Here is a 17,970-nt window from a genome sequence, read left to right as displayed (position 1 = left end):
CCCAAGTGCGGGTACCTCGTGCTGGTCGCGCAGTTCCCCGCGCCCCTACGGGGCACGCACCTGCGGGTCAGGCGCCGACGTATTGGGCGAGGTGGGTGCCGGTGAGGGTGGGGCGGGAGGCGACGAGGTCCGCGGGGGTGCCCTCGAAGACGACGCGGCCGCCGTCGTGGCCCGCGCCCGGGCCGAGGTCGATGATCCAGTCTGCGTGTGCCATGACCGCCTGGTGGTGCTCGACCACGATGACCGACTTGCCGGAGTCCACGAGCCGGTCGAGCAGGCCGAGCAGCTGCTCGACATCGGCGAGGTGCAGCCCTGCGGTCGGCTCGTCGAGTACGTAGACACCGCCCTTGTCGGCCATGTGCGTGGCCAGCTTGAGGCGCTGCCGCTCACCGCCCGACAGCGTGGTGAGCGGCTGGCCGAGGCTGAGGTAGCCGAGCCCGACGTCGGCGAGGCGGCCGAGGATGGCGTGCGCGGCCGGGATGCGGGCCTCGCCCGCGCCGAAGAACTCCTCCGCCTCGGTCACCGACATCGCGAGCACCTCGCTGATGTCGCGGCCGCCGAGGTGGTACTCCAGCACCGCCGCCTGGAACCGCTTGCCCTCGCACTCCTCGCAGGGGGTGGCGACACCGGCCATCATCGCCAGGTCGGTGTAGATGACGCCGGCGCCGTTGCAGGCCGGGCAGGCGCCCTCGGAGTTGGCGCTGAACAGCGCGGGCTTCACGCCGTTGGCCTTCGCGAAGGCCTTGCGGATCGGGTCGAGCAGCCCGGTGTACGTCGCCGGGTTGCTGCGCCGTGAGCCGCGGATGGCGCCCTGGTCGACCGAGACCACTCCCTCACCGGGCGGGATCGAGCCGTGCACGAGCGAACTCTTGCCGGAACCTGCCACGCCGGTGACGACGGCCAGTACCCCGAGGGGGATGTCGACGTCGACGTCGTGCAGGTTGTGCGCCGTCGCGCCGCGGATCTCCAGCGTGCCGGTGGGCTTGCGCACGCTCTCCTTGAGGGTGGCCCGGTCGTCGAAGTGGCGGCCGGTGACCGTGCCGGCCGCCCGCAGCCCGTCGACCGTGCCCTCGAAGCAGACGGTGCCACCCGCCGTACCGGCGCCGGGGCCGAGGTCGACGACATGGTCGGCGATCGCGATCACCTCCGGCTTGTGCTCCACGACGAGCACCGTGTTGCCCTTGTCGCGCAGCCGCAGCAGCAGGCCGTTCATCCGCTGGATGTCGTGGGGGTGCAGGCCGACGGTGGGCTCGTCGAAGACGTAGGTGACGTCGGTGAGCGAGGAGCCGAGGTGGCGGATCATCTTGACGCGCTGCGCCTCGCCGCCCGACAGGGTGCCCGACGGCCGGTCCAGCGAGAGGTAGCCGAGGCCGATCTCGGCGAACGAGTCGAACGTGTCCACCAGGGCCGTCAGCAGGGGCGCGACGGACGGCTCGTCCAGACCCCGGACCCACTCTGCGAGGTCGCTGACCTGCATCGCGCAGGCGTCGGCGATGCCGATCCCGCCGATCTTCGAGGACCGGGCCGACTCGCCCAGCCGGGTCCCGTCGCACTCGGGGCAGACGGTGAACGTCATCGCCCGCTCCACGAACGCGCGGACGTGCGGCTGCAACGCGTCGACGTCCTTGGAGAGCATCGACTTCTGGATCTTCGGGATCAGCCCCTCGTACGTCAGGTTGATCCCCTCGACCTTGATCTTGGTCGGCTCCTTGTGGAGGAGGTCGTGCAGTTCCTTCTTCGTGTACTTGCGGATCGGCTTGTCCGGGTCGAAGAAGCCGCTGCCCTTGAAGATGCGGCCGTACCAGCCGTCCATGCTGTAGCCGGGGACCGTGAGCGCGCCCTCGTTGAGCGACTTGACGTCGTCGTAGAGCTGGGACAGGTCGATGTCGGTGACCGTGCCCCGGCCCTCGCAGCGCGGGCACATGCCACCGAGGCGGTTGAAGGTCGCCTTCACCGTCTTCTTGGCGCCGCGCTCGACGGTGATCGCACCGCTCGCCCGGACCGAGGCGACGTTGAAGGAGAACGCGTTCGGCGAGCCGATGTGCGGCTGCCCGAGCCGGCTGAAGAGGATGCGCAGCATCGCGTTGGCGTCGGTGGCGGTGCCGACCGTGGAGCGGGGGTCGGCACCCAGCCGCTGCTGGTCGACGATGATCGCGGTCGTCAGCCCTTCGAGGACGTCGACCTCGGGCCGGGCGAGCGTCGGCATGAAGCCCTGCACGAAGGAGCTGTAGGTCTCGTTGATCAGCCGCTGCGACTCCGCGGCGACCGTGCCGAAGACGAGCGAGCTCTTGCCCGAGCCGGAGACACCGGTGAACACCGTCAGCCGGCGCTTCGGGATCTCGACGCTGACGTCCTTGAGGTTGTTCACACGCGCGCCGTGCACGCGGATCAGATCGTGGCTGTCGGCACCGTGCAGCGCGGGCGACCGCGGGTCCGTCCTCGTGTCCGTGCTCATCGTGTCTCTCTCTGGCCCTCGGGGCCGGTGTCGGGGTCGGTGCGGGTGTCCCACCGGCATCGAACAGTACGTCCGGTCGTCCTGTCCTCGCTTCCGGCCGGTGCCTCAGCTGTCCTGGAGCAGCCCGAGGACATTGCCGTCGGGGTCGGTGAAGGTGGCCACCAGGCGACCGCCGCCGACGTCGTGCACCGGCTCCTTCGCGGTGCCGCCCGCGGCGGTCACCTCGGCGAGCTTCGCCTCGATGTCCGCCACGTGCCAGTAGGTCACCGGCGAGGTCATGGCCTGCGGTCCGCCGTTCGGCACCAGGCCGATGTGCTGGCCCTCGGCCTCGAAACCGACGTAGTACTCGCCGTCGTGCTGCGGCGCCGTGCCGAGCAGTGCGGCATACACCTCCTTGGCCTTCGCCAGGTCGGAGACGGGGTGCAGCACGGTCTTGATGCCCTGGGTGGAAGAGCCGCTCATGGTCACTCCTGAGGTCGTGGGTCCGGTCGTACCGGCGGCGATGCCGCCGTCGACCGCTCTGCCCGCCACGCTAGCCGCGAACCGGCGGCCGGGGCTTCTCGAATCCTGACCGTTTCCTCCGCCGCTCCCGCCGCGCCGGTCACAGGGGATCGCCCTGGAGCCGCCCCGCGGGGAGCCTGCGCCCGCACAGCGCGGACGCCAGGTCGCCGGCCTCGCCGCGCAGCGCGGGGCCGGAGCCGTAGGACCAGTCCAGGTCGGTGGCGCGCAGCGAGCGGCCGTCGATCGCCACCGCGAAGTGGGCGTGGCCGCCGCCGTACGTCAGATCGTCCAGGACGGCGACGACGGCGGGCTCCGGGGCGCCGCGTTCCGCGCCGAGCGGCACGGTGATGTCGAGGCCGTGGATCACCACGTGGTTGAGGGCGCCGCGGACCCCGCCGCCCGGCGGGGTCCAGTGGTGCATGACCGGCGAGCGCAGCCCGGCGACGAGGGAGTCCTCCGGCAGCGCCGCGTCGCGGCCGGCGACGGAGTTGGACAGCCGGGTGAAGTCGTAGTCGCAGGAACGCAGTTCGGCCATGAACTCCTCTTCGGTCCAGCGCGCCGCCATGGTCATGTGGGCGACGACCTCGCGCACCCTCCAGCCCTCGCAGAGCGAGGGGGTGTCCCACCGCTCCGTGCCCGCCCCGTCGAGCAGGTCGGCGAGGGAGAGATACGCGGCGGTGATCGCGGAGCGCAGTACGGCGTCGTCCGTCATGGCGGTTCCGCCCTTCCGGTGGGTGCGGGGAACGGCATGTCTCAAGGGGCAGACCGGTCTTGCGGCGCGGAGTCATCGGCGGAGAGCAGCAGTTCCAGTTCGGTGGTGAGGTTGCGGCGGGCCGTGTCCTCCCACCGCTCGTAGCCGATGGTGGTGCGGAACAGCCGCGGCAGCGCGAGGAGCTGGCGCAGCACGCCGGCGCGGCCGGCGCGGAAGGCGTCGTCGGGGACGAAGCCGTACTCGTCGCGGACCGCCGCGGCGTAGGCGGCGTACGCGACAGGGTCGCCGGCCAGGACCGCGAGGTCGGCGTCGCACAGCACTTGGCCGTTGCGGTCGCCGTCGCCGGGGTGGTGGGTGACGGTGAGCCGGACCAGGCGGGCGACCTCGGCGGTGATGGTGTCGAGGACGGCAGCCTCGGGCAGCGCGCGTTCGGCGAGGCGGGCGCTGCGCTCCTCGTTCTCCGAGCGGTCGGGGCGGTAGACGGCGTCATGGAACCAGGCGGCGAGCAGCACCGCGTCGATGTCCTCGGCGTACTCGGCCAGGGAGTCGACGTGGACCAGCACCGCGGCCAGGTGGTCGGTGGTGTGGTAGCGGCGCTGCGGCTCGGCCCAGCGGGCGAGCAGGTCCTCGCCGTAGGGCGTCGGGTCGACGGACTCGGTCTGGCAGCGGCGCAGCAGCGCGCTCCAGTGCGTCAGCAGCTCGGGATCGGTGGCGGCCATGTGGGCCATTGTGGAGCACGGGGGTCGCGGGCGAGCGGAGGCGTGTGGGATCCTGAATATATGTCTAGACCAATTTTCGAAGTGATCGCGCTCGACGCCGACGACGCCCGCGCGGCCCAGGCGGGGGGCGCGGACCGCCTCGAACTGGTCACCGACATGTCCGCCGACGGACTCACTCCGCGCCGGGAGGTCTTCGCGGCCGTGCGGGCCGCCGCGGACGTACCGGTGCGCGTGATGCTGCGCGGCCGGGCCGACTTCGGGGCGGGCGACGCCCAGGAGGTCGACGCGCTGTGCGCCGCGGCGGCGGCCCTGCGCATGGAGGGCGCCGACGAGTTCGTGCTCGGCTTCCTCGACGCCGGCGGCGGCCCCGACCTGCGGGCGGTGCGGCTGCTGGCCGACGCCGTGGGCCCGGACGCGCGCTGGACCTTCCACCGCGCGATCGACCACTGCGCGGACCGTACGGCGCTGCGCGCGGCGCTGCGCGGACTGCCCGGGCACGACACGTACCTCACGGCGGGATCGGCCCGTGGCGTCGACACCGGCCTGGACGTCCTGATCGCGGAGGCCGCCGAGGGCGTGCCCGGTGATCCGCAGCTGATGGTCGGCGGCGGCCTGCGCGCCGAGCACCTGCCCCGGCTGCTCGCCGTGGGCATCGACGCCTTCCACGTCGGCGGCGCGGTCCGCCCCGGCGGCTGGGCGGGCCCCGTCGACGCGGCCGCCGTGCGGACCTGGCGCGACCTGCTCGACGCCCCGGTCGCCGTCGGCTAGCGCTCCGGCCGCCGCAGGCACCGTGACCGAACCCGTCCACACACGCGGCCCGGGCACGCCGCGCCCTCAGGCCGGTCCCTGCGTGAGCACCTGCTCGCCCTCGCCCCTCGGTTCCTCGAAGTCGGTCAGATAGCGGAGGAGCAGCGTCTCGTCCACGGTGACGGAGTTGGCGCCCTCCTCGCCGTTCCGGAGCTTGAGACGCTGTTCCAGCGTGGCCCGGTCGGCCTTGAGGTGGACCAGCTCCCACCGGCAGCCGTACCGCTCGATCAGGGTCTTGTAGTCATCACGTGCGGCGCGGCTCCAGAAGCTGTAGTCCACCACCACGTCCCGCCCCGTCAGCATCAGTTCGACCAGCTCCTGCCGCTGCTCGCTGCGGACCTCTTCCTTGAGGCGGTCGAACGCCTCCGCCTCCAGTACCCGGCCGGCATCGCGCTGCCCGAGTCGCCGCCAGACCGCCTCGTCGATGGAGAGCCGCGCGTATCCGCGACGCACCAGTTCCATCGCGTAGGTGGTCTTGCCCGCTCCCGGGAGGCCGCACATGAGAACCACGGTGCCCATTCGCTGCGTCACGGAGCCAGGCTAGCCGGGCGGTCCCGGGAACGCCCGAGGGCGGCACCCCGCACGGGGTGCCGCCCTCGATCGTGTACCGCTGAACCCTCGCGGGATCAGAAGTCCATGTCACCGCCCGGCATGCCGCCGCCGGCCGGGGCCGAAGCCTTCTCCGGCTTGTCGGCGATGACGGCCTCGGTGGTGAGGAAGAGCGCGGCGATGGAGGCCGCGTTCTGCAGCGCGGAGCGCGTCACCTTGGCCGGGTCGATGATGCCCTCGGCGATCAGGTCGACGTACTCACCGGTCGCGGCGTTGAGGCCGTGACCCGGGGTGAGGTTGCGGACCTTCTCCACCACGACGCCGCCCTCGAGGCCGGCGTTGACCGCGATCTGCTTCAGCGGGGCCTCCAGGGCCAGCTTCACGATCGTCGCACCGGTGGCCTCGTCGCCTTCGAGCTCGAGCTTCTCGAAGACGTTGGACGCCTGGAGCAGAGCCACGCCACCACCGGCGACGATGCCCTCCTCGACGGCGGCCTTGGCGTTGCGCACCGCGTCCTCGATGCGGTGCTTGCGCTCCTTGAGCTCGACCTCGGTGGCCGCGCCGGCCTTGATGACGGCCACGCCGCCGGCCAGCTTGGCGAGACGCTCCTGGAGCTTCTCGCGGTCGTAGTCCGAGTCGCTGTTCTCGATCTCGGCACGGATCTGGTTGACCCGGCCCTGGATCTGGTCGGCGTCGCCGGAGCCGTCCACGATGGTGGTCTCGTCCTTGGTGACGACGACCTTGCGGGCGCGGCCCAGCAGCTCCAGACCGGCGTTCTCCAGCTTGAGGCCGACCTCCTCGGACACCACGGTGCCACCGGTGAGGATGGCGATGTCCTGGAGCATGGCCTTGCGGCGGTCGCCGAAGCCCGGGGCCTTGACGGCCACGGACTTGAAGGTGCCACGGATCTTGTTGACGACCAGGGTCGACAGGGCCTCGCCGTCCACGTCCTCGGCGATGATCAGCAGGGCCTTGCCGCTCTGCATGACCTTCTCGAGCAGCGGGAGCAGGTCCTTGACCGCGGAGATCTTGGAGTTGACGATCAGGAGGTACGGGTCGTCGAAGACGGTCTCCATACGCTCCAGGTCGGTGGCGAAGTACGCCGAGATGTAGCCCTTGTCGAAGCGCATACCCTCGGTGAGCTCCAGCTCCAGACCGAAGGTCTGGGACTCCTCGACGGTGATGACGCCTTCCTTGCCGACCTTGTCCATCGCCTCGGCGATGAGCTCGCCGATCTGGGGGTCAGCGGCGGAGATGGAGGCGGTGGAGGCGATCTGCTCCTTGGTCTCCACATCCTTCGCCTGCTCGAGCAGGGCGGCGGAAACGGCCTCGACGGCCGCCTCGATGCCACGCTTCAGGGCCATCGGGTTCGCACCCGCGGCCACGTTGCGCAGGCCCTCGCGGACCAGCGCCTGGGCGAGGACGGTCGCGGTCGTCGTGCCGTCACCGGCGACGTCGTCCGTCTTCTTCGCGACCTCCTTGACCAGCTCGGCGCCGATCTTCTCGTACGGGTCCTCGAGCTCGATCTCCTTGGCGATGGACACACCATCGTTGGTGATCGTGGGGGCGCCCCACTTCTTCTCGAGGACGACGTTACGGCCCTTGGGGCCGAGGGTGACCTTGACGGCGTCGGCGAGCTGGTTCATCCCGCGCTCGAGACCGCGCCGTGCCTCCTCGTTGAACGCGATGATCTTGGCCATGTGAAGTGGTCCTCCCGGACTTGGGGTCCCCTCGCGGCACACGGCTGCGGGGAAGGATTACTCCAGGACCGCGCCGGCGCCCGCGACGGACGGCCCCCCTCCCGCCGGTTCCTTTCCGACGGTCGAACGGGCCTCACCCACTCGGTCCTTTGTCACTCTCAACGTCAGAGTGCTAACGCCAATGATTAGCACTCGCCCTAGGAGAGTGCAAGCCGCTCGGCCGGTCGCCCGCCGCCTACCGGGGATCCACCCGCCCGCCACCGGGGGCGGACGGTGGCGGGCGACGGCGGGAGGACAGACGAAGGCCCGCCCCCGTTAAGAGGGCGGGCCTTGACATGTACGTTTGAGCGCGTTCGTACGAAGCGCTCCGTGGCCGATGCGCGGCGTCAGCCGGCAGCGAGGCGGACCATGTCCGCCTGCGGCCCCTTCTGGCCCTGCGAGATCTCGAACTCGACCCGCTGACCTTCCTCGAGGGTGCGGTAGCCGTCCATCTGTATCGCGCTGTAGTGCACGAAGACGTCCGCACCACCGTCGACCGCGATGAAGCCGTAGCCCTTCTCCGCGTTGAACCACTTGACGGTGCCCTGAGCCATTCCTTACTCCCCTATTGCCGGCCCTTCGCAGGCCCACACCTCGCGGACCCGGGTCAGACCTCACCCCCTACAGCCAAGGGGGCGTGCGCCGGAACGCGTCGACCGCGGCTGAATGTATCTGCACGGACGCTGTCTGCAACAGGTCAATCCGACGAGAAATCCGGGCACGGAAAAAGGGAAGAACGGCTCCAACGGCCAATAAACCGGGGCAAGTCGGGCGGGACATATGTCGCCAACACGACAATCATCGCGGGAATTTGGCGATAAATCGTCGACAAGGACGCCGCGGAAAGAGGGTTTACGCAGAGCGTTGCAGGGGGTTGCGAGCCTCCGAAGTAACTGTACAGCCCTTCAACTACCTCTCACGCACACAGGGGTGCCGGGAGCAACTCCCGGCACCCCTGTGCGTTCCGCGGCGCAGACGGCTCAACAGCCCCCGGCGACCGCCGGGATGATGGAGACGGACGCGCCCTCGGCCACGACGGTCTGAAGGCCCTCCGAGAAGCGCACGTCGTCGTCGTTGACATAGACGTTCACGAAGCGGCGCAGCTTGCCCGTGTCGTCCAGGACACGGGCCGAGATGCCGGGGTGGTCCTTCTCCAGCGACTCGATGACCTCGGCCAGCGTGCCGCCGTCGGCGGGGACCTCGGCCCGGCCGCCGGTGTAGGGGCGGAGGATGGTGGGGATGCGGACGTTCGCGCTCATGATGCGGGGTTCACCTTCGTATCGGGACGGTCGGCGATCGGCGGACGGCGTCAGCCGGCCAGGCCGGCGGCGCGGAACGCGTCGAGGCTCGGGCGGATGGTGGCCGTGGGGCGGGAGGTCGCGGCGACGGCGTCCAGGGTCTTGAGTCCGTCACCGGTGTTGAGGACGACCGTCTCGGCGGCCGGGTCCAACTGCCCGCTCTCGATCAGCTTCTTCAGAACGCCGACGGTCACGCCGCCCGCCGTCTCCGCGAAGATGCCCTCGGTGCGGGCGAGCAGCTTGATGGCGTCCACGATCTGCTCGTCGGTGACGTCCTCGACCGCGCCGCCGGTGCGCCGGGCGATGTCCAGCACATAGGGGCCGTCCGCCGGGTTGCCGATGGCGAGCGACTTGGCGATGGTGTTCGGCTTCTGCGGGCGCACGACGTCCTGCCCGGCCTTGTAGGCGGTGGAGACCGGGGAGCACCCCTCGGCCTGGGCGCCGTAGATGCGGTACGGCTTGTCCTCCACCAGACCGAGCTTGATCAGCTCCTGCAGTCCCTTGTCGATCTTCGTCAGCTGGGAGCCGGAGGCGATCGGGATGACGAGGTTGTCCGGCAGACGCCAGCCGAGCTGCTCGCAGATCTCGTACGCGAGCGTCTTGGAGCCCTCGCCGTAGTAGGGGCGGAGGTTGACGTTGACGAAGCCCCAGCCCTCGCCGATCGGGTCGCCGATCAGTTCGCTGCAGAAGCGGTTGACGTCGTCGTAGTTGCCCTCGATGCCGACCAGTTCGCCGCCGTAGACGGCGGCCATGACGACCTTGCCCTCCTCCAGGTCGTGCGGGATGAAGACGCAGGACCGGAAGCCGGCGCGGGCCGCCGCGGCGCCGACCGCGCCCGCGAGGTTGCCGGTGGAGGAGCAGGACAGCGTGGTGAGGCCGAAGGTGCGGGCGGCCTCCAGGGCGATGGCGACGACGCGGTCCTTGAAGGAGTGCGTGGGGTTGCCGGAGTCGTCCTTGATGTGCAGGCCGCCGGTGATGCCCAGCTCGCGGGCGAGGTTGTCGGCCTTGACGAGCTTGGTGAACCCGGGGTTCAGGTTGGGCTTGGAGGCCACGTCGGCGGGGACGGGCAGCAGCGGCGCGTAGCGCCAGATGTTGTTCGGCCCGGACTCGATCCGCTTGCGGAGCGTCTCGGCATCGCCGGCGGGGAGGTCATAGGCCACTTCGAGCGGCCCGAAACAGCTCTCGCACGCGAAGACCGGACTCAGCGGGAAACGTTCGCCGCACTCGCGGCAGGACAGTGCGGAAGCGGGTCCGAAGGGGGAATTCGTGGACGCGACGTCGGTGACAACAGTCTGCGCAGCCATGTCAGGCGAGGCCCTTTCTCCTCATCTTCCTCGCGGCGAATCTCGCCACGAGACGGAATTGGCACCTTCCCCACCTGGACCTCGCGGTCGGCGGGAGGGTTGCCGGGGCTTCAACGGGCCGTTCCCTCTGCCCCTCTGGATGAGCGGTATGGCACCGGGCCCAGGGCCCGAGCATTTGTCGTACGGGGCGCGATCATCGCGGACATACCATGGTCATGCCTCGTGTTCACGACTGTAACCGACGACCTCGACCCTGGTCACAGCCCGTCCGTCCTTCGAGACGAGCCGAAGAGGGGCAGAAACGGAGCAACGCAGTGCTGGACGAGGTAGCCGGCTGGCTGCGGCGGCGGTCCTGGACGGCCGAGCGCCGCCCGCTGTCGCAGCTCCTCGCCGCGAAGCGGGCCGCGGGCCCGCGCGGGACGGTGAGCGTGGTGCTGCCCGCGCTCGACGAGGAGGCCACGGTCGGGGCGATCGTCGCGGAGATCCGCCGCGAGCTGATGTCCGGGGCCGTGCCGCTGGTCGACGAGCTCCTCGTGCTGGACTCGGGCTCCACGGACCGGACCGCCGCGGTCGCCGCGGAGGCGGGCGCGACGGTGGTCCACCGCGACGCGATCCTGCCGCGGCTGCCGGCCGTGCCCGGCAAGGGCGAGGTGCTGTGGCGCTCGCTGCTCGCGACGCGCGGCGAGATCGTCTGCTTCGTCGACGCCGACCTGCGGGAGTTCGACGCGCGCTTCGTCTCAGGGATCGTCGGGCCGCTGCTCACGGACCCGGACCTCCAGCTGGTCAAGGCGATGTACGACCGGCCCCTGGAGTCCGGCGGCACGGTGGATCCGGGGGGCGGCGGACGGGTCACGGAACTGGTCGCCCGGCCGCTGCTCAATCTGCACTGGCCGCAGCTCGCGGGCTTCGTGCAGCCCCTCGGCGGCGAGTACGCGGCGCGCCGGTCGCTGCTGGAGCGGCTGCCGTTTCCCGTGGGGTACGGCGTCGAGCTGGGGATTCTCATCGACGCGCTCAGCGCGGCCGGGCTCGACGCGCTCGCGCAGGTCGACGTCGGCGTGCGGCACCATCGGCACCAGGACGGGCAGGCGCTCGGGCGCATGGCCGCGACGATCTACCGCACCGCGCAGACGCGTCTGGCGCGGGGGCACCTGGTGCGGCCCGTCCTCACGCAGTTCCACCGCACCGAGGACGGGGGCTTCGAGCCGAGCGTCCACGAGGTCACGACGGAGGAGCGGCCGCCCATGATCACGATCCCGGAGTACGTGCGGCGCCGCGACGTTGCGTGACGCGCCGCTGTGCGGGTGCGTTGTGCGGGTGCTTGTCCGGGTGCGGGTGCTTGTCCGGGTGCGGGTGCTTGTTCGGGTGCGGGTGCGTTGTGGCTGATCGCGCAGTTCCCCGCGCCCCTTCAGGGCACGCTGCCGGTGCGTTGGGGCTGAGCGCGCAGTCCCCGCGCCCCTTCAGAGCACGCTGCCGGTGCGTTGGGGCTGAGCGCGCAGTTCCCCGCGCCGCTGGCGGGGTGGGGCGGGACGCCCGGGTGGCGTAGCGCACACGTTTGCGGGTGGGGATGCGTGGCTAGGCTGGCCGCATGGTCGCATCGCATGGCGCGCGGGTTCTGGTGGCGTCCAATCGCGGGCCCGTCTCGTACAGCCTCCGGGAGAACGGGACGCTGGAGTCCCGCCGCGGAGGCGGCGGTCTCGTGTCGGGGCTGAGCGCGATCGGGCCGGACACGGACGCCGTATGGGTGTGCGCCGCGCTCGGCGACGGCGATCGCGCGGCGGTGCTGCGCACCCCGGACGGGAGCGGGCGGCTGGCCGCGGAGGACACCGGCGACCAGCGGGTGCGCATGCTGGACATCCCGGCGGACACGTTCGCCTCCGCGTACAACGGGATCGCGAACTCCGTGCTGTGGTTCGTCCACCACCTGCTCTTCCAGACGCCGCTGGAGCCGATCTTCGACGAGGACTTCCGCGAGCAGTGGGCCGCGTACGTGGCGTACAACAGCGCTTTCGCGGACGCGCTGGCGGAGGAGGCCGGGGAGGGCGCGGCCGTCCTGGTGCAGGACTACCACCTGACGCTGGTGCCGCAGATGCTCCGCTCGCGCCGCCCCGACCTGCGGATCGGCCACTTCTCGCACACGCCGTGGGCGCCGCCGGACTACTACCGGCTGCTGCCGGACGACGTGGCGGCCGAGGTGCTCAGCGGCATTCTGGGCGCGGACCGGGCGGCGTTCCTGACCCGGCGCTGGGCGGAGGCGTTCGCCGCATGCTGCGCGGACGTGCTCGGCGCGTCGGTGAACCGGGACGAGGACGCGCTGTCGGTGACGTACCGGGGCCGCACCACCCGGATCGGGGTGCACGGGCTGGGGGCGGACGCGGACTTCCTGCGGGAGCGGGCGCACCGCCCCGACGTGGAGGAGCGGCTGGCGGCGCTCCGGGAGGCCGTGGGCGGACCGGACCGCAAGGTCATCGTGCGCGTGGACCGCACCGAGCTGTCGAAGAACATCGTGCGCGGCCTGCTGGCGTACGCGCAGCTGCTGCGCGACCGTCCGGAGTGGCAGGGCCGCGTGGTGCACGTCGCGTTCGCCTACCCCTCGCGCACCGATCTGGCGATCTACCGCGAGTACACCGACGAGGTCTCCGACCTGGCCGAGGAGATCAACGAGGAGTTCGGCACCCCGGGCTGGGAGCCGGTGATCCTACACGTCAAGGACGACTTCGCGCGCTCGCTCGCGGCGTACCGGCTGGCCGACGTGGCCCTGGTCAACCCGATCCGCGACGGCATGAACCTGGTGGCCAAGGAGATCCCGGTCGTCACCGACGACGGCGTCGCCCTGGTGCTGTCCCGCGAGGCGGGTGCCTACGAGGAGCTGGGCGACGACGCCATCGTGGTCAACCCCTACGACATCCTGGCCACCGCCCGCGCGCTGCACCAGGCGCTGTCGGTCTCCCACGGGGAACGCGCCGAGGCCACCAAGCGGCTGGCGGCCGCGGCGACCGCGCTGCCGCCGCAGCGCTGGTTCCTGGACCAGCTGCGCGCCCTGGACTGATTCCCCCGCCCGCCCTCCCGTGTGCCCCAGGAAGTCAGGTGCCCCGGCGCACGTGGTGTGGGGCCGGGTTCGGGGCCTCCGGGGCTGCACGTCCTGGACTGGATATTTACGTGCGTTTCCAGCCCTCACCATTGTTCGCCCCGGGTACCGCACACAAATATGCCGAACGTCCAGAACATCCACCCCTACGACCCCGCCCCCTCCGTCGTTGCAAGCGCCTGATCCCCGGTGGGGGGTGTGAGCGGCACCGTGCAAAGGCCGCTTGTTGGCGCCGCGCCGATGCATGCCCAAGGCACGAGTGCCCTCACCCCCCACCGGGGATCAGGCGCGAAAGCACACCTGAGGGGGCGGGGGAGGTGGGGGCACCCCCGGCCGAAGGCTGGGGGAGGTGGACCCGAGGCACCGAAATGTGCTGTCCAGAATGGCCAGCCCGGAGGCCCCGAACCCGACACCCCAACAACGCGCGTCGGGGCGCGTGACCTCGCCGGGCTGGGGGCACCTCCGGCCGAAGGTTGGGGGAGGGAAGGCGGGCGGGGAAAAGGCGGTCATCGAGGTGGGTCGGCCCCCCGCGCACGGCTGATCCCCAGCCGGATGCGGGCGGTCAGGGCACCGGTGGCGAGGTAGTGCTCGACCTCCGCGAGCGGGGCGCGGCGGGCGAGTGGTTCGAGGCCGACGACGAGGGCGACGGGGCCGCCGTCCGCCACGAAGGCGGACCACCGTTCCCCGACGGCCACTTCGATCAGGCGTCCGCCCCCGTCACCGTGCACGACCGCCCGGCCGGGGGCGGGCGCGGTGACGCGCTCGCCCAGGTCGGGCAGCCGCCGCCCCGGTTCGGTCAGGCCCAGCAGCGCGGCGAGCCCGGCCGCGCCGGTCCCGCGCGGGTGGGCCAGCAGCAGGAAGGCCACCGGCCCGAAGGCGGTGTCGTCGAGCCAGGCCCAGGTGGCGGGCCTCACCGCAGCACCACCCAGACCTGCTTGCCGGTGGGGGTCGGGCGGGCGCCCCAGCGGTGGGCGGCCGTCGCGATCAGGTGCATGCCGCGCCCGCGTTCGGCCGACCAGTCGAGGGGCAGCGGAGCGGGGACGGGCAGCCGGTGCGAGCGGTCGCTGACCGTGGCCCGCACGCCCTCGTCGGCGAGGTCGTGCAGGGTCAGTTCGCACTCGGGGGAGCCCGCGTGGCGGTGGACGTTGGCGAGTATCTCGGTGACGCACAGCGCGGCGGCGGCCGCGAGGTCCTCGCGGCCCCAGGCGCGGAGCTGTTCGCGCACGGCGGTGCGCACGGCGGCGATACGGGCGGGCTCGGCGACGACGCGCATCGCCGTTCCGGGTGGGGATTCCTGCGTCATGGGGTCAACGGTTCCGTGCCGTGGCTAGCCTGACCAGGGACGACCTGACCCCGGGTCAACTGTGTCGGGGCGGCGGGGTGCGTGTGTACGCGCTGTGTATCGGGGAGGTGGCGCCGTGTCGGCGGTGAAGGGCGAGGGCTCGGCCAGCATGCGGATGTTCGGCTCGGTCGCGCGGTCGCTGCGGGAGGCACGGGGGCTGACGACGGACGAACTGGCCGCACGCGTCGGCTACTCGAAGTCCCTGGTGGTCAAGATCGAGCGGGGTGAGCGGATGCCTCCGCCGGCGTTCGTGGAGGGCGCGGAGGCGCTACTCGGTGACGCGGGCGGGGTGCTGCGGGCCGCGGCGCGGCATCTGGAGCGCGGCGAGTTCCCCTCGTGGTTCGAGGAGTACGCGGAGCTGGAGCGTACGGCGGCGTGCCTCTATAAATACGACGCACACGTGGTCAACGGCCTGCTCCAGACCGAGGACTACGCCCGTGTGGTGCTCGGCGCCTACTGCCCGACCCTGGAGGGGGACGAGGTGGAGCGACGGGTGCGGGCCCGGCTGGCCCGGCAGTCGCTGCTGACCCGGGCGCCGGCGCCGCAGCTCGCCTTTGTGATCGAGGAGTGGGTGCTGCGCCGCCCGGTGGGCGGACGGGAGGTCAACCGGCGTCAGCTGGAACGGCTGCTGGAGGTAGGCGTGCTGCGGAACGTCACCGTCCAGGTCATGCCGCTCGCGCACGAGGCACACGCCGGTTTCGACGGGCCCATGACCCTGCTGGAGACCCCCGATCTGCGGCTGCTCGCCTATCTCGAAGTACAGGGCCGCAGCGTGCTGATGAGCGAACGACATGAGGTCAGCAAGCTCAACCAGCGCTATGCGATGATCCGGTCGCAGGCCCTCAGCGTCGGGGAATCCGCGAAGGTGATCGAGCAGATTGCAGGGGAGCTATGACCTCCGAACTCGCATGGTTCAAGAGCAGCTACAGCGGCAGCGAGGGTGGCGACTGCATCGAGGTCGCCGCCGGTCCTGCCGCCGTCCACGTCCGGGACTCCAAGGACCCCGCGGGGCCCGTGCTCGCGTTCACGGCCGGGCAGTGGTCGGCGTTCGTCGCGTTCGCCGCCGCCGTACCGGTGGAGTGACCGCGCCCGCCCCGGGCCGGCGCGCTTCAGGCGTCGAAGCGTGACGAGCCGAGCGTCACTTGGTGCCCGACAAGGCTGATCTCGATGCCGTCAGCGGTGGCACGCGCCGCGGTGAAGCCGAGGCCCACCGGGAGGGCGACCCTCCACACGCAACCGGCGCGTGCCGCGCCGGGAACGGACAAGGTGAGCTCCGAGCCCTGCGCGAGGAGCGTTCCCCTGCTGTTCAGCGATGCTCCGCCGACCGTTCCCGAGACCCGGACGCGTGCCGCCTGGCCGTCCGATCCCGGGGCCTGCGAGATCTGGATCGGGCCGCCGCCCCTCGCCAGCCGTGTCACCACGCCGGACAGGTCCGCGTACGAGAGGGTCAGGGTGCCGGTGGCGCGATCGGCCTCGGCGCTGCGCGCCGTCAGTGAGGTCACTCTCACGCCGCGCAGGTCGATGCGGAGACGGGCGACGTACAGATAGCCGCCCCGCCTGTTGTCGACGGTGTCGAGGTAGAAGTGCTCGGCGTCCAGCGTGACATGGCGGAAGTCGCCGTCGATCGCCTGGGTCACGAACGGGAAGCCCTGGATCGCCACGCTCATGTGGCCGTCCGTGGTGTTCGCGTAGCCGTACTTCTCCTTCGCGAGCTGGAGCGCCTCCTTGTCCGCGAAGTGCGCGGCCAGCCGGTCGGCGGTCACGAACAGCACGGCCAGCACGACCACCGTGACGGCCAGGACCCTCACCCATCGACGCCTCACGCCGATCCCCCCATGCGTTGCGATGTCGCCGTCGACGAGGTGCGGACGAGGTGATCGGCACGGTCGCGGGCTCGGCAGCAGCCTAGTACTCCAGCTGTAGATCGTGATCTTGCTGGGGGGCTGGTCCGAGAGACGAGTGCGTCCACCGTTGATCACCGTGAGGTACGTGGTCTGACGACGATATGGTGGCCGCCGGCCACAGCGCAGATCCCGAATGTCGCTGACAAGGGGTCCCGACCTGCCCTCGGACCGGACCCCTCAGCGCGCGCTACTCCTCGCTAGGCCGCTTGGCCCGCCGGGTGAAAGTTGATGCGTTCACTGATGACGGGGAAGCCAGCCTTGGCAAAGTTCGCGGCCATGGGGAAGTTGCCCTGGTCCGTCGCTCCGCTGACGAACTCCGCGCCCTGCTCGACGAGGAGGTGGGTGCACTCCGCGAGGAGGTCGTAGGCGTATCCGCGACCGCGCTGTTCCGGGACGACTCCGATGAAGCCGATGGTCGGGCCGGAGGGGTTGTGGGCCGGGATGTGGATGCCGGCCAGGTGGCCCTCCGGCGTGTACGCCATCTGCCACCACTCCCGTGGGGAGGGGCACCAGTGGAAGAAGTCGAGTTCCTCCCGGGCGGCCTGGTCGAGGCCGCCCTCCTCGATGGCCCTGAGCGCGTGGGCGTCCAGGGTGGCGGAGTGGATGCGGCGCAACGCGTCGAAGAACACGGTGTCGTCGGGTTCGGCGCTGAAGCGCAGGCGTCCGGGCCGCTCGGGCAGACCTCGCTCCGGGGTCCAGCGGTACAGGAAGCGTTCCACCAGGAGTTCGTACCCTGCGGCTCGTGCGGCGGCGAAGCGCGCCTCGGCGGCGGCGCGCAGGTCGGTCTTTTCCCGCCAGCCGCCGGGCAGGTTGATCTCGAGTTCGACCTGCCAGGGAGCGGAGCGCAGGAGTTCGGCCCCGGCCTCCTCCTCGCCCTCGGCCACGTCGAACCAGTTGATGTTGACGGGTTCCGAGTCGTCGAGGCCGCCCCACCACGCGCCGCGTGCGACGACCTCGCCGTCGCGCAGGGCGACGCGCTTCCAGTCGGGGCGGAACTGGGTACGCCGATGGCCTTCACGGGCGCCCAGGGGGTCGGGGAGTGCGTCGAAGAGATGAGCGTCGCTCGCGGAGAGCGCACGGATGACCGGATCGGTCATGGATTCCTCCGGGATACAGGCTGCTGCTTGGAGCGCTCCCGGTCAGAACTCACGAACCACGCCGGGACAGCGGAAAGAGGGAGCGCTGGAAGGTGTGAACCGCACGGCACTCGCCTCCTTCCATCCATCTCAGGGCGTGGAGCCACACGCTAGGTGATCTATCGCGGGCCCGTCCACGGATTTCCTACGCCCTGACCCGCGATTGATGTGGTGAAGCGTTCCCCGTGGCGGTTGGGTTCAGGCGCCATGCCGTGCACTGGGCCCATCCGGCCAGGTCGGAACGTTTCACGGTCTCCCGTGAGTGGCCGCATTCCACGGGTGTGGAGTCCACGATCCATACGTCGTCGCTCCACACGGAGGTGCTGGTGGCAAGGATCCGGGTGACCCGGCGCAGGCGTTCGGCGGCCTTGCGCAGCCGCTTGGCGGCACGCCGCCGCCGTGCGGGTAGAGTGACCTCC

The 17,970-nt window shown here is 71.1% G+C and carries 18 protein-coding genes, 1 pseudogene and 1 riboswitch; of the genes and pseudogenes, 5 read left to right on the top strand and 14 right to left on the bottom strand.

Annotated elements, in window-relative coordinates; all coding sequences use genetic code 11:
• Nucleotides 1-67 precede the first annotated feature (67 nt).
• The 4 genes from RV983_RS20800 to RV983_RS20785 all read right to left on the bottom strand — a co-directional run bounded on the left by RV983_RS20800 (nucleotide 68) and on the right by RV983_RS20785 (nucleotide 4,396).
• Nucleotides 68-2,455 (bottom strand): ATP-binding cassette domain-containing protein, encoded by a 2,388-nt coding sequence (locus RV983_RS20800; RefSeq protein WP_475987264.1) that lies wholly within the window; start codon nucleotides 2,453-2,455, stop codon nucleotides 68-70.
• A 105-nt stretch (nucleotides 2,456-2,560) separates the two neighbouring features.
• A complete protein-coding gene (locus RV983_RS20795) occupies nucleotides 2,561-2,917 on the bottom strand; it encodes a VOC family protein (protein WP_475987263.1) in 357 nt (118 codons plus the stop codon).
• A 139-nt stretch (nucleotides 2,918-3,056) separates the two neighbouring features.
• Nucleotides 3,057-3,668, bottom strand: a complete 612-nt coding sequence (locus RV983_RS20790) for a maleylpyruvate isomerase family mycothiol-dependent enzyme (protein WP_475987262.1) — start codon at nucleotides 3,666-3,668, stop codon at nucleotides 3,057-3,059.
• Nucleotides 3,669-3,709: 41 nt separating this feature from the next.
• Entirely contained in the window at nucleotides 3,710-4,396 is a 687-nt protein-coding gene (locus RV983_RS20785; protein ID WP_475987261.1) for an HD domain-containing protein, read from the bottom strand.
• 51 nt (nucleotides 4,397-4,447) lie between these two features.
• Between RV983_RS20785 and RV983_RS20780 the strand changes: the two genes are divergently transcribed.
• Nucleotides 4,448-5,155, top strand: coding sequence for a copper homeostasis protein CutC (locus RV983_RS20780; protein WP_475987260.1), 708 nt, complete (start codon nucleotides 4,448-4,450; stop codon nucleotides 5,153-5,155).
• 66 nt (nucleotides 5,156-5,221) lie between these two features.
• Here the strand turns inward: RV983_RS20780 and RV983_RS20775 are convergent, their stop codons facing one another.
• The 5 genes from RV983_RS20775 to thrC form a co-directional block, all read right to left on the bottom strand.
• Nucleotides 5,222-5,725: a P-loop nucleotide/nucleoside kinase family protein gene (locus RV983_RS20775; protein ID WP_475987259.1), complete on the bottom strand. Its 504-nt coding sequence runs from the start codon at nucleotides 5,723-5,725 to the stop codon at nucleotides 5,222-5,224.
• A gap of 95 nt (nucleotides 5,726-5,820) precedes the next feature.
• Nucleotides 5,821-7,443: a chaperonin GroEL gene (groL, locus tag RV983_RS20770; RefSeq protein WP_475987258.1), complete on the bottom strand. Its 1,623-nt coding sequence runs from the start codon at nucleotides 7,441-7,443 to the stop codon at nucleotides 5,821-5,823.
• Between the two features lie 386 nt (nucleotides 7,444-7,829).
• Complete coding sequence (locus RV983_RS20765; protein WP_005486335.1) at nucleotides 7,830-8,036, bottom strand: cold-shock protein; 207 nt, start codon at nucleotides 8,034-8,036, stop codon at nucleotides 7,830-7,832.
• A gap of 426 nt (nucleotides 8,037-8,462) precedes the next feature.
• Nucleotides 8,463-8,741, bottom strand: coding sequence for a ubiquitin-like small modifier protein 1 (locus RV983_RS20760; protein WP_475987257.1), 279 nt, complete (start codon nucleotides 8,739-8,741; stop codon nucleotides 8,463-8,465).
• 50 nt (nucleotides 8,742-8,791) lie between these two features.
• Nucleotides 8,792-10,084 carry a threonine synthase gene (thrC, locus tag RV983_RS20755; protein WP_475987256.1) on the bottom strand — a complete coding sequence of 431 codons (1,293 nt, stop codon included), beginning with the start codon at nucleotides 10,082-10,084 and terminating at the stop codon, nucleotides 8,792-8,794.
• A gap of 18 nt (nucleotides 10,085-10,102) precedes the next feature.
• A riboswitch (SAM riboswitch) is annotated at nucleotides 10,103-10,230 on the bottom strand.
• Nucleotides 10,231-10,398: 168 nt separating this feature from the next.
• Between thrC and RV983_RS20750 the strand changes: the two genes are divergently transcribed.
• Together RV983_RS20750 and RV983_RS20745 are read left to right on the top strand one after the other, a co-directional pair.
• Nucleotides 10,399-11,370 (top strand): glucosyl-3-phosphoglycerate synthase, encoded by a 972-nt coding sequence (locus RV983_RS20750; RefSeq protein ID WP_475987255.1) that lies wholly within the window; start codon nucleotides 10,399-10,401, stop codon nucleotides 11,368-11,370.
• A gap of 299 nt (nucleotides 11,371-11,669) precedes the next feature.
• Complete coding sequence (locus RV983_RS20745) at nucleotides 11,670-13,130, top strand: alpha,alpha-trehalose-phosphate synthase (UDP-forming) (RefSeq protein WP_475987254.1); 1,461 nt, start codon at nucleotides 11,670-11,672, stop codon at nucleotides 13,128-13,130.
• Between the two features lie 545 nt (nucleotides 13,131-13,675).
• On the opposite strand, the gene RV983_RS20740 is transcribed toward RV983_RS20745, so the two are convergent.
• Both RV983_RS20740 and RV983_RS20735 read right to left on the bottom strand, forming a co-directional pair.
• Entirely contained in the window at nucleotides 13,676-14,083 is a 408-nt protein-coding gene (locus tag RV983_RS20740) for a hypothetical protein (protein WP_475987253.1), read from the bottom strand.
• Nucleotides 14,080-14,472 carry an ATP-binding protein gene (locus RV983_RS20735; RefSeq protein ID WP_475987252.1) on the bottom strand — a complete coding sequence of 131 codons (393 nt, stop codon included), beginning with the start codon at nucleotides 14,470-14,472 and terminating at the stop codon, nucleotides 14,080-14,082. The genes RV983_RS20740 and RV983_RS20735 overlap by 4 nt, the downstream gene beginning before the upstream one ends.
• 115 nt (nucleotides 14,473-14,587) lie before the next feature.
• Here RV983_RS20735 and RV983_RS20730 point away from each other — a divergent pair, with 115 nt between their 5' ends.
• Nucleotides 14,588-15,406, top strand: coding sequence for a helix-turn-helix domain-containing protein (locus tag RV983_RS20730; protein ID WP_475987251.1), 819 nt, complete (start codon nucleotides 14,588-14,590; stop codon nucleotides 15,404-15,406).
• Complete coding sequence (locus tag RV983_RS20725) at nucleotides 15,403-15,594, top strand: DUF397 domain-containing protein (protein WP_475987250.1); 192 nt, start codon at nucleotides 15,403-15,405, stop codon at nucleotides 15,592-15,594. The genes RV983_RS20730 and RV983_RS20725 overlap by 4 nt, the downstream gene beginning before the upstream one ends.
• Before the next feature lie 26 nt (nucleotides 15,595-15,620).
• Here the strand turns inward: RV983_RS20725 and RV983_RS20720 are convergent, their stop codons facing one another.
• The 3 genes and pseudogenes from RV983_RS20720 to RV983_RS20710 all read right to left on the bottom strand — a co-directional run.
• Nucleotides 15,621-16,319: an LmeA family phospholipid-binding protein gene (locus RV983_RS20720; RefSeq protein ID WP_475987249.1), complete on the bottom strand. Its 699-nt coding sequence runs from the start codon at nucleotides 16,317-16,319 to the stop codon at nucleotides 15,621-15,623.
• Between the two features lie 293 nt (nucleotides 16,320-16,612).
• Nucleotides 16,613-17,512, bottom strand: coding sequence for a GNAT family N-acetyltransferase (locus RV983_RS20715; protein ID WP_475987248.1), 900 nt, complete (start codon nucleotides 17,510-17,512; stop codon nucleotides 16,613-16,615).
• Nucleotides 17,513-17,768: 256 nt separating this feature from the next.
• Nucleotides 17,769-17,933: pseudogene (locus RV983_RS20710) on the bottom strand (IS982 family transposase); the annotation flags it as partial.
• Between the last annotated feature and the right edge of the window lie 37 nt (nucleotides 17,934-17,970).

This window comes from Streptomyces sp. RLA123 (assembly GCF_056270165.1).
The sequence above is the reverse complement of the archived record's forward strand: the minus strand, read 5'-3'. Positions and strand labels throughout refer to the sequence as shown.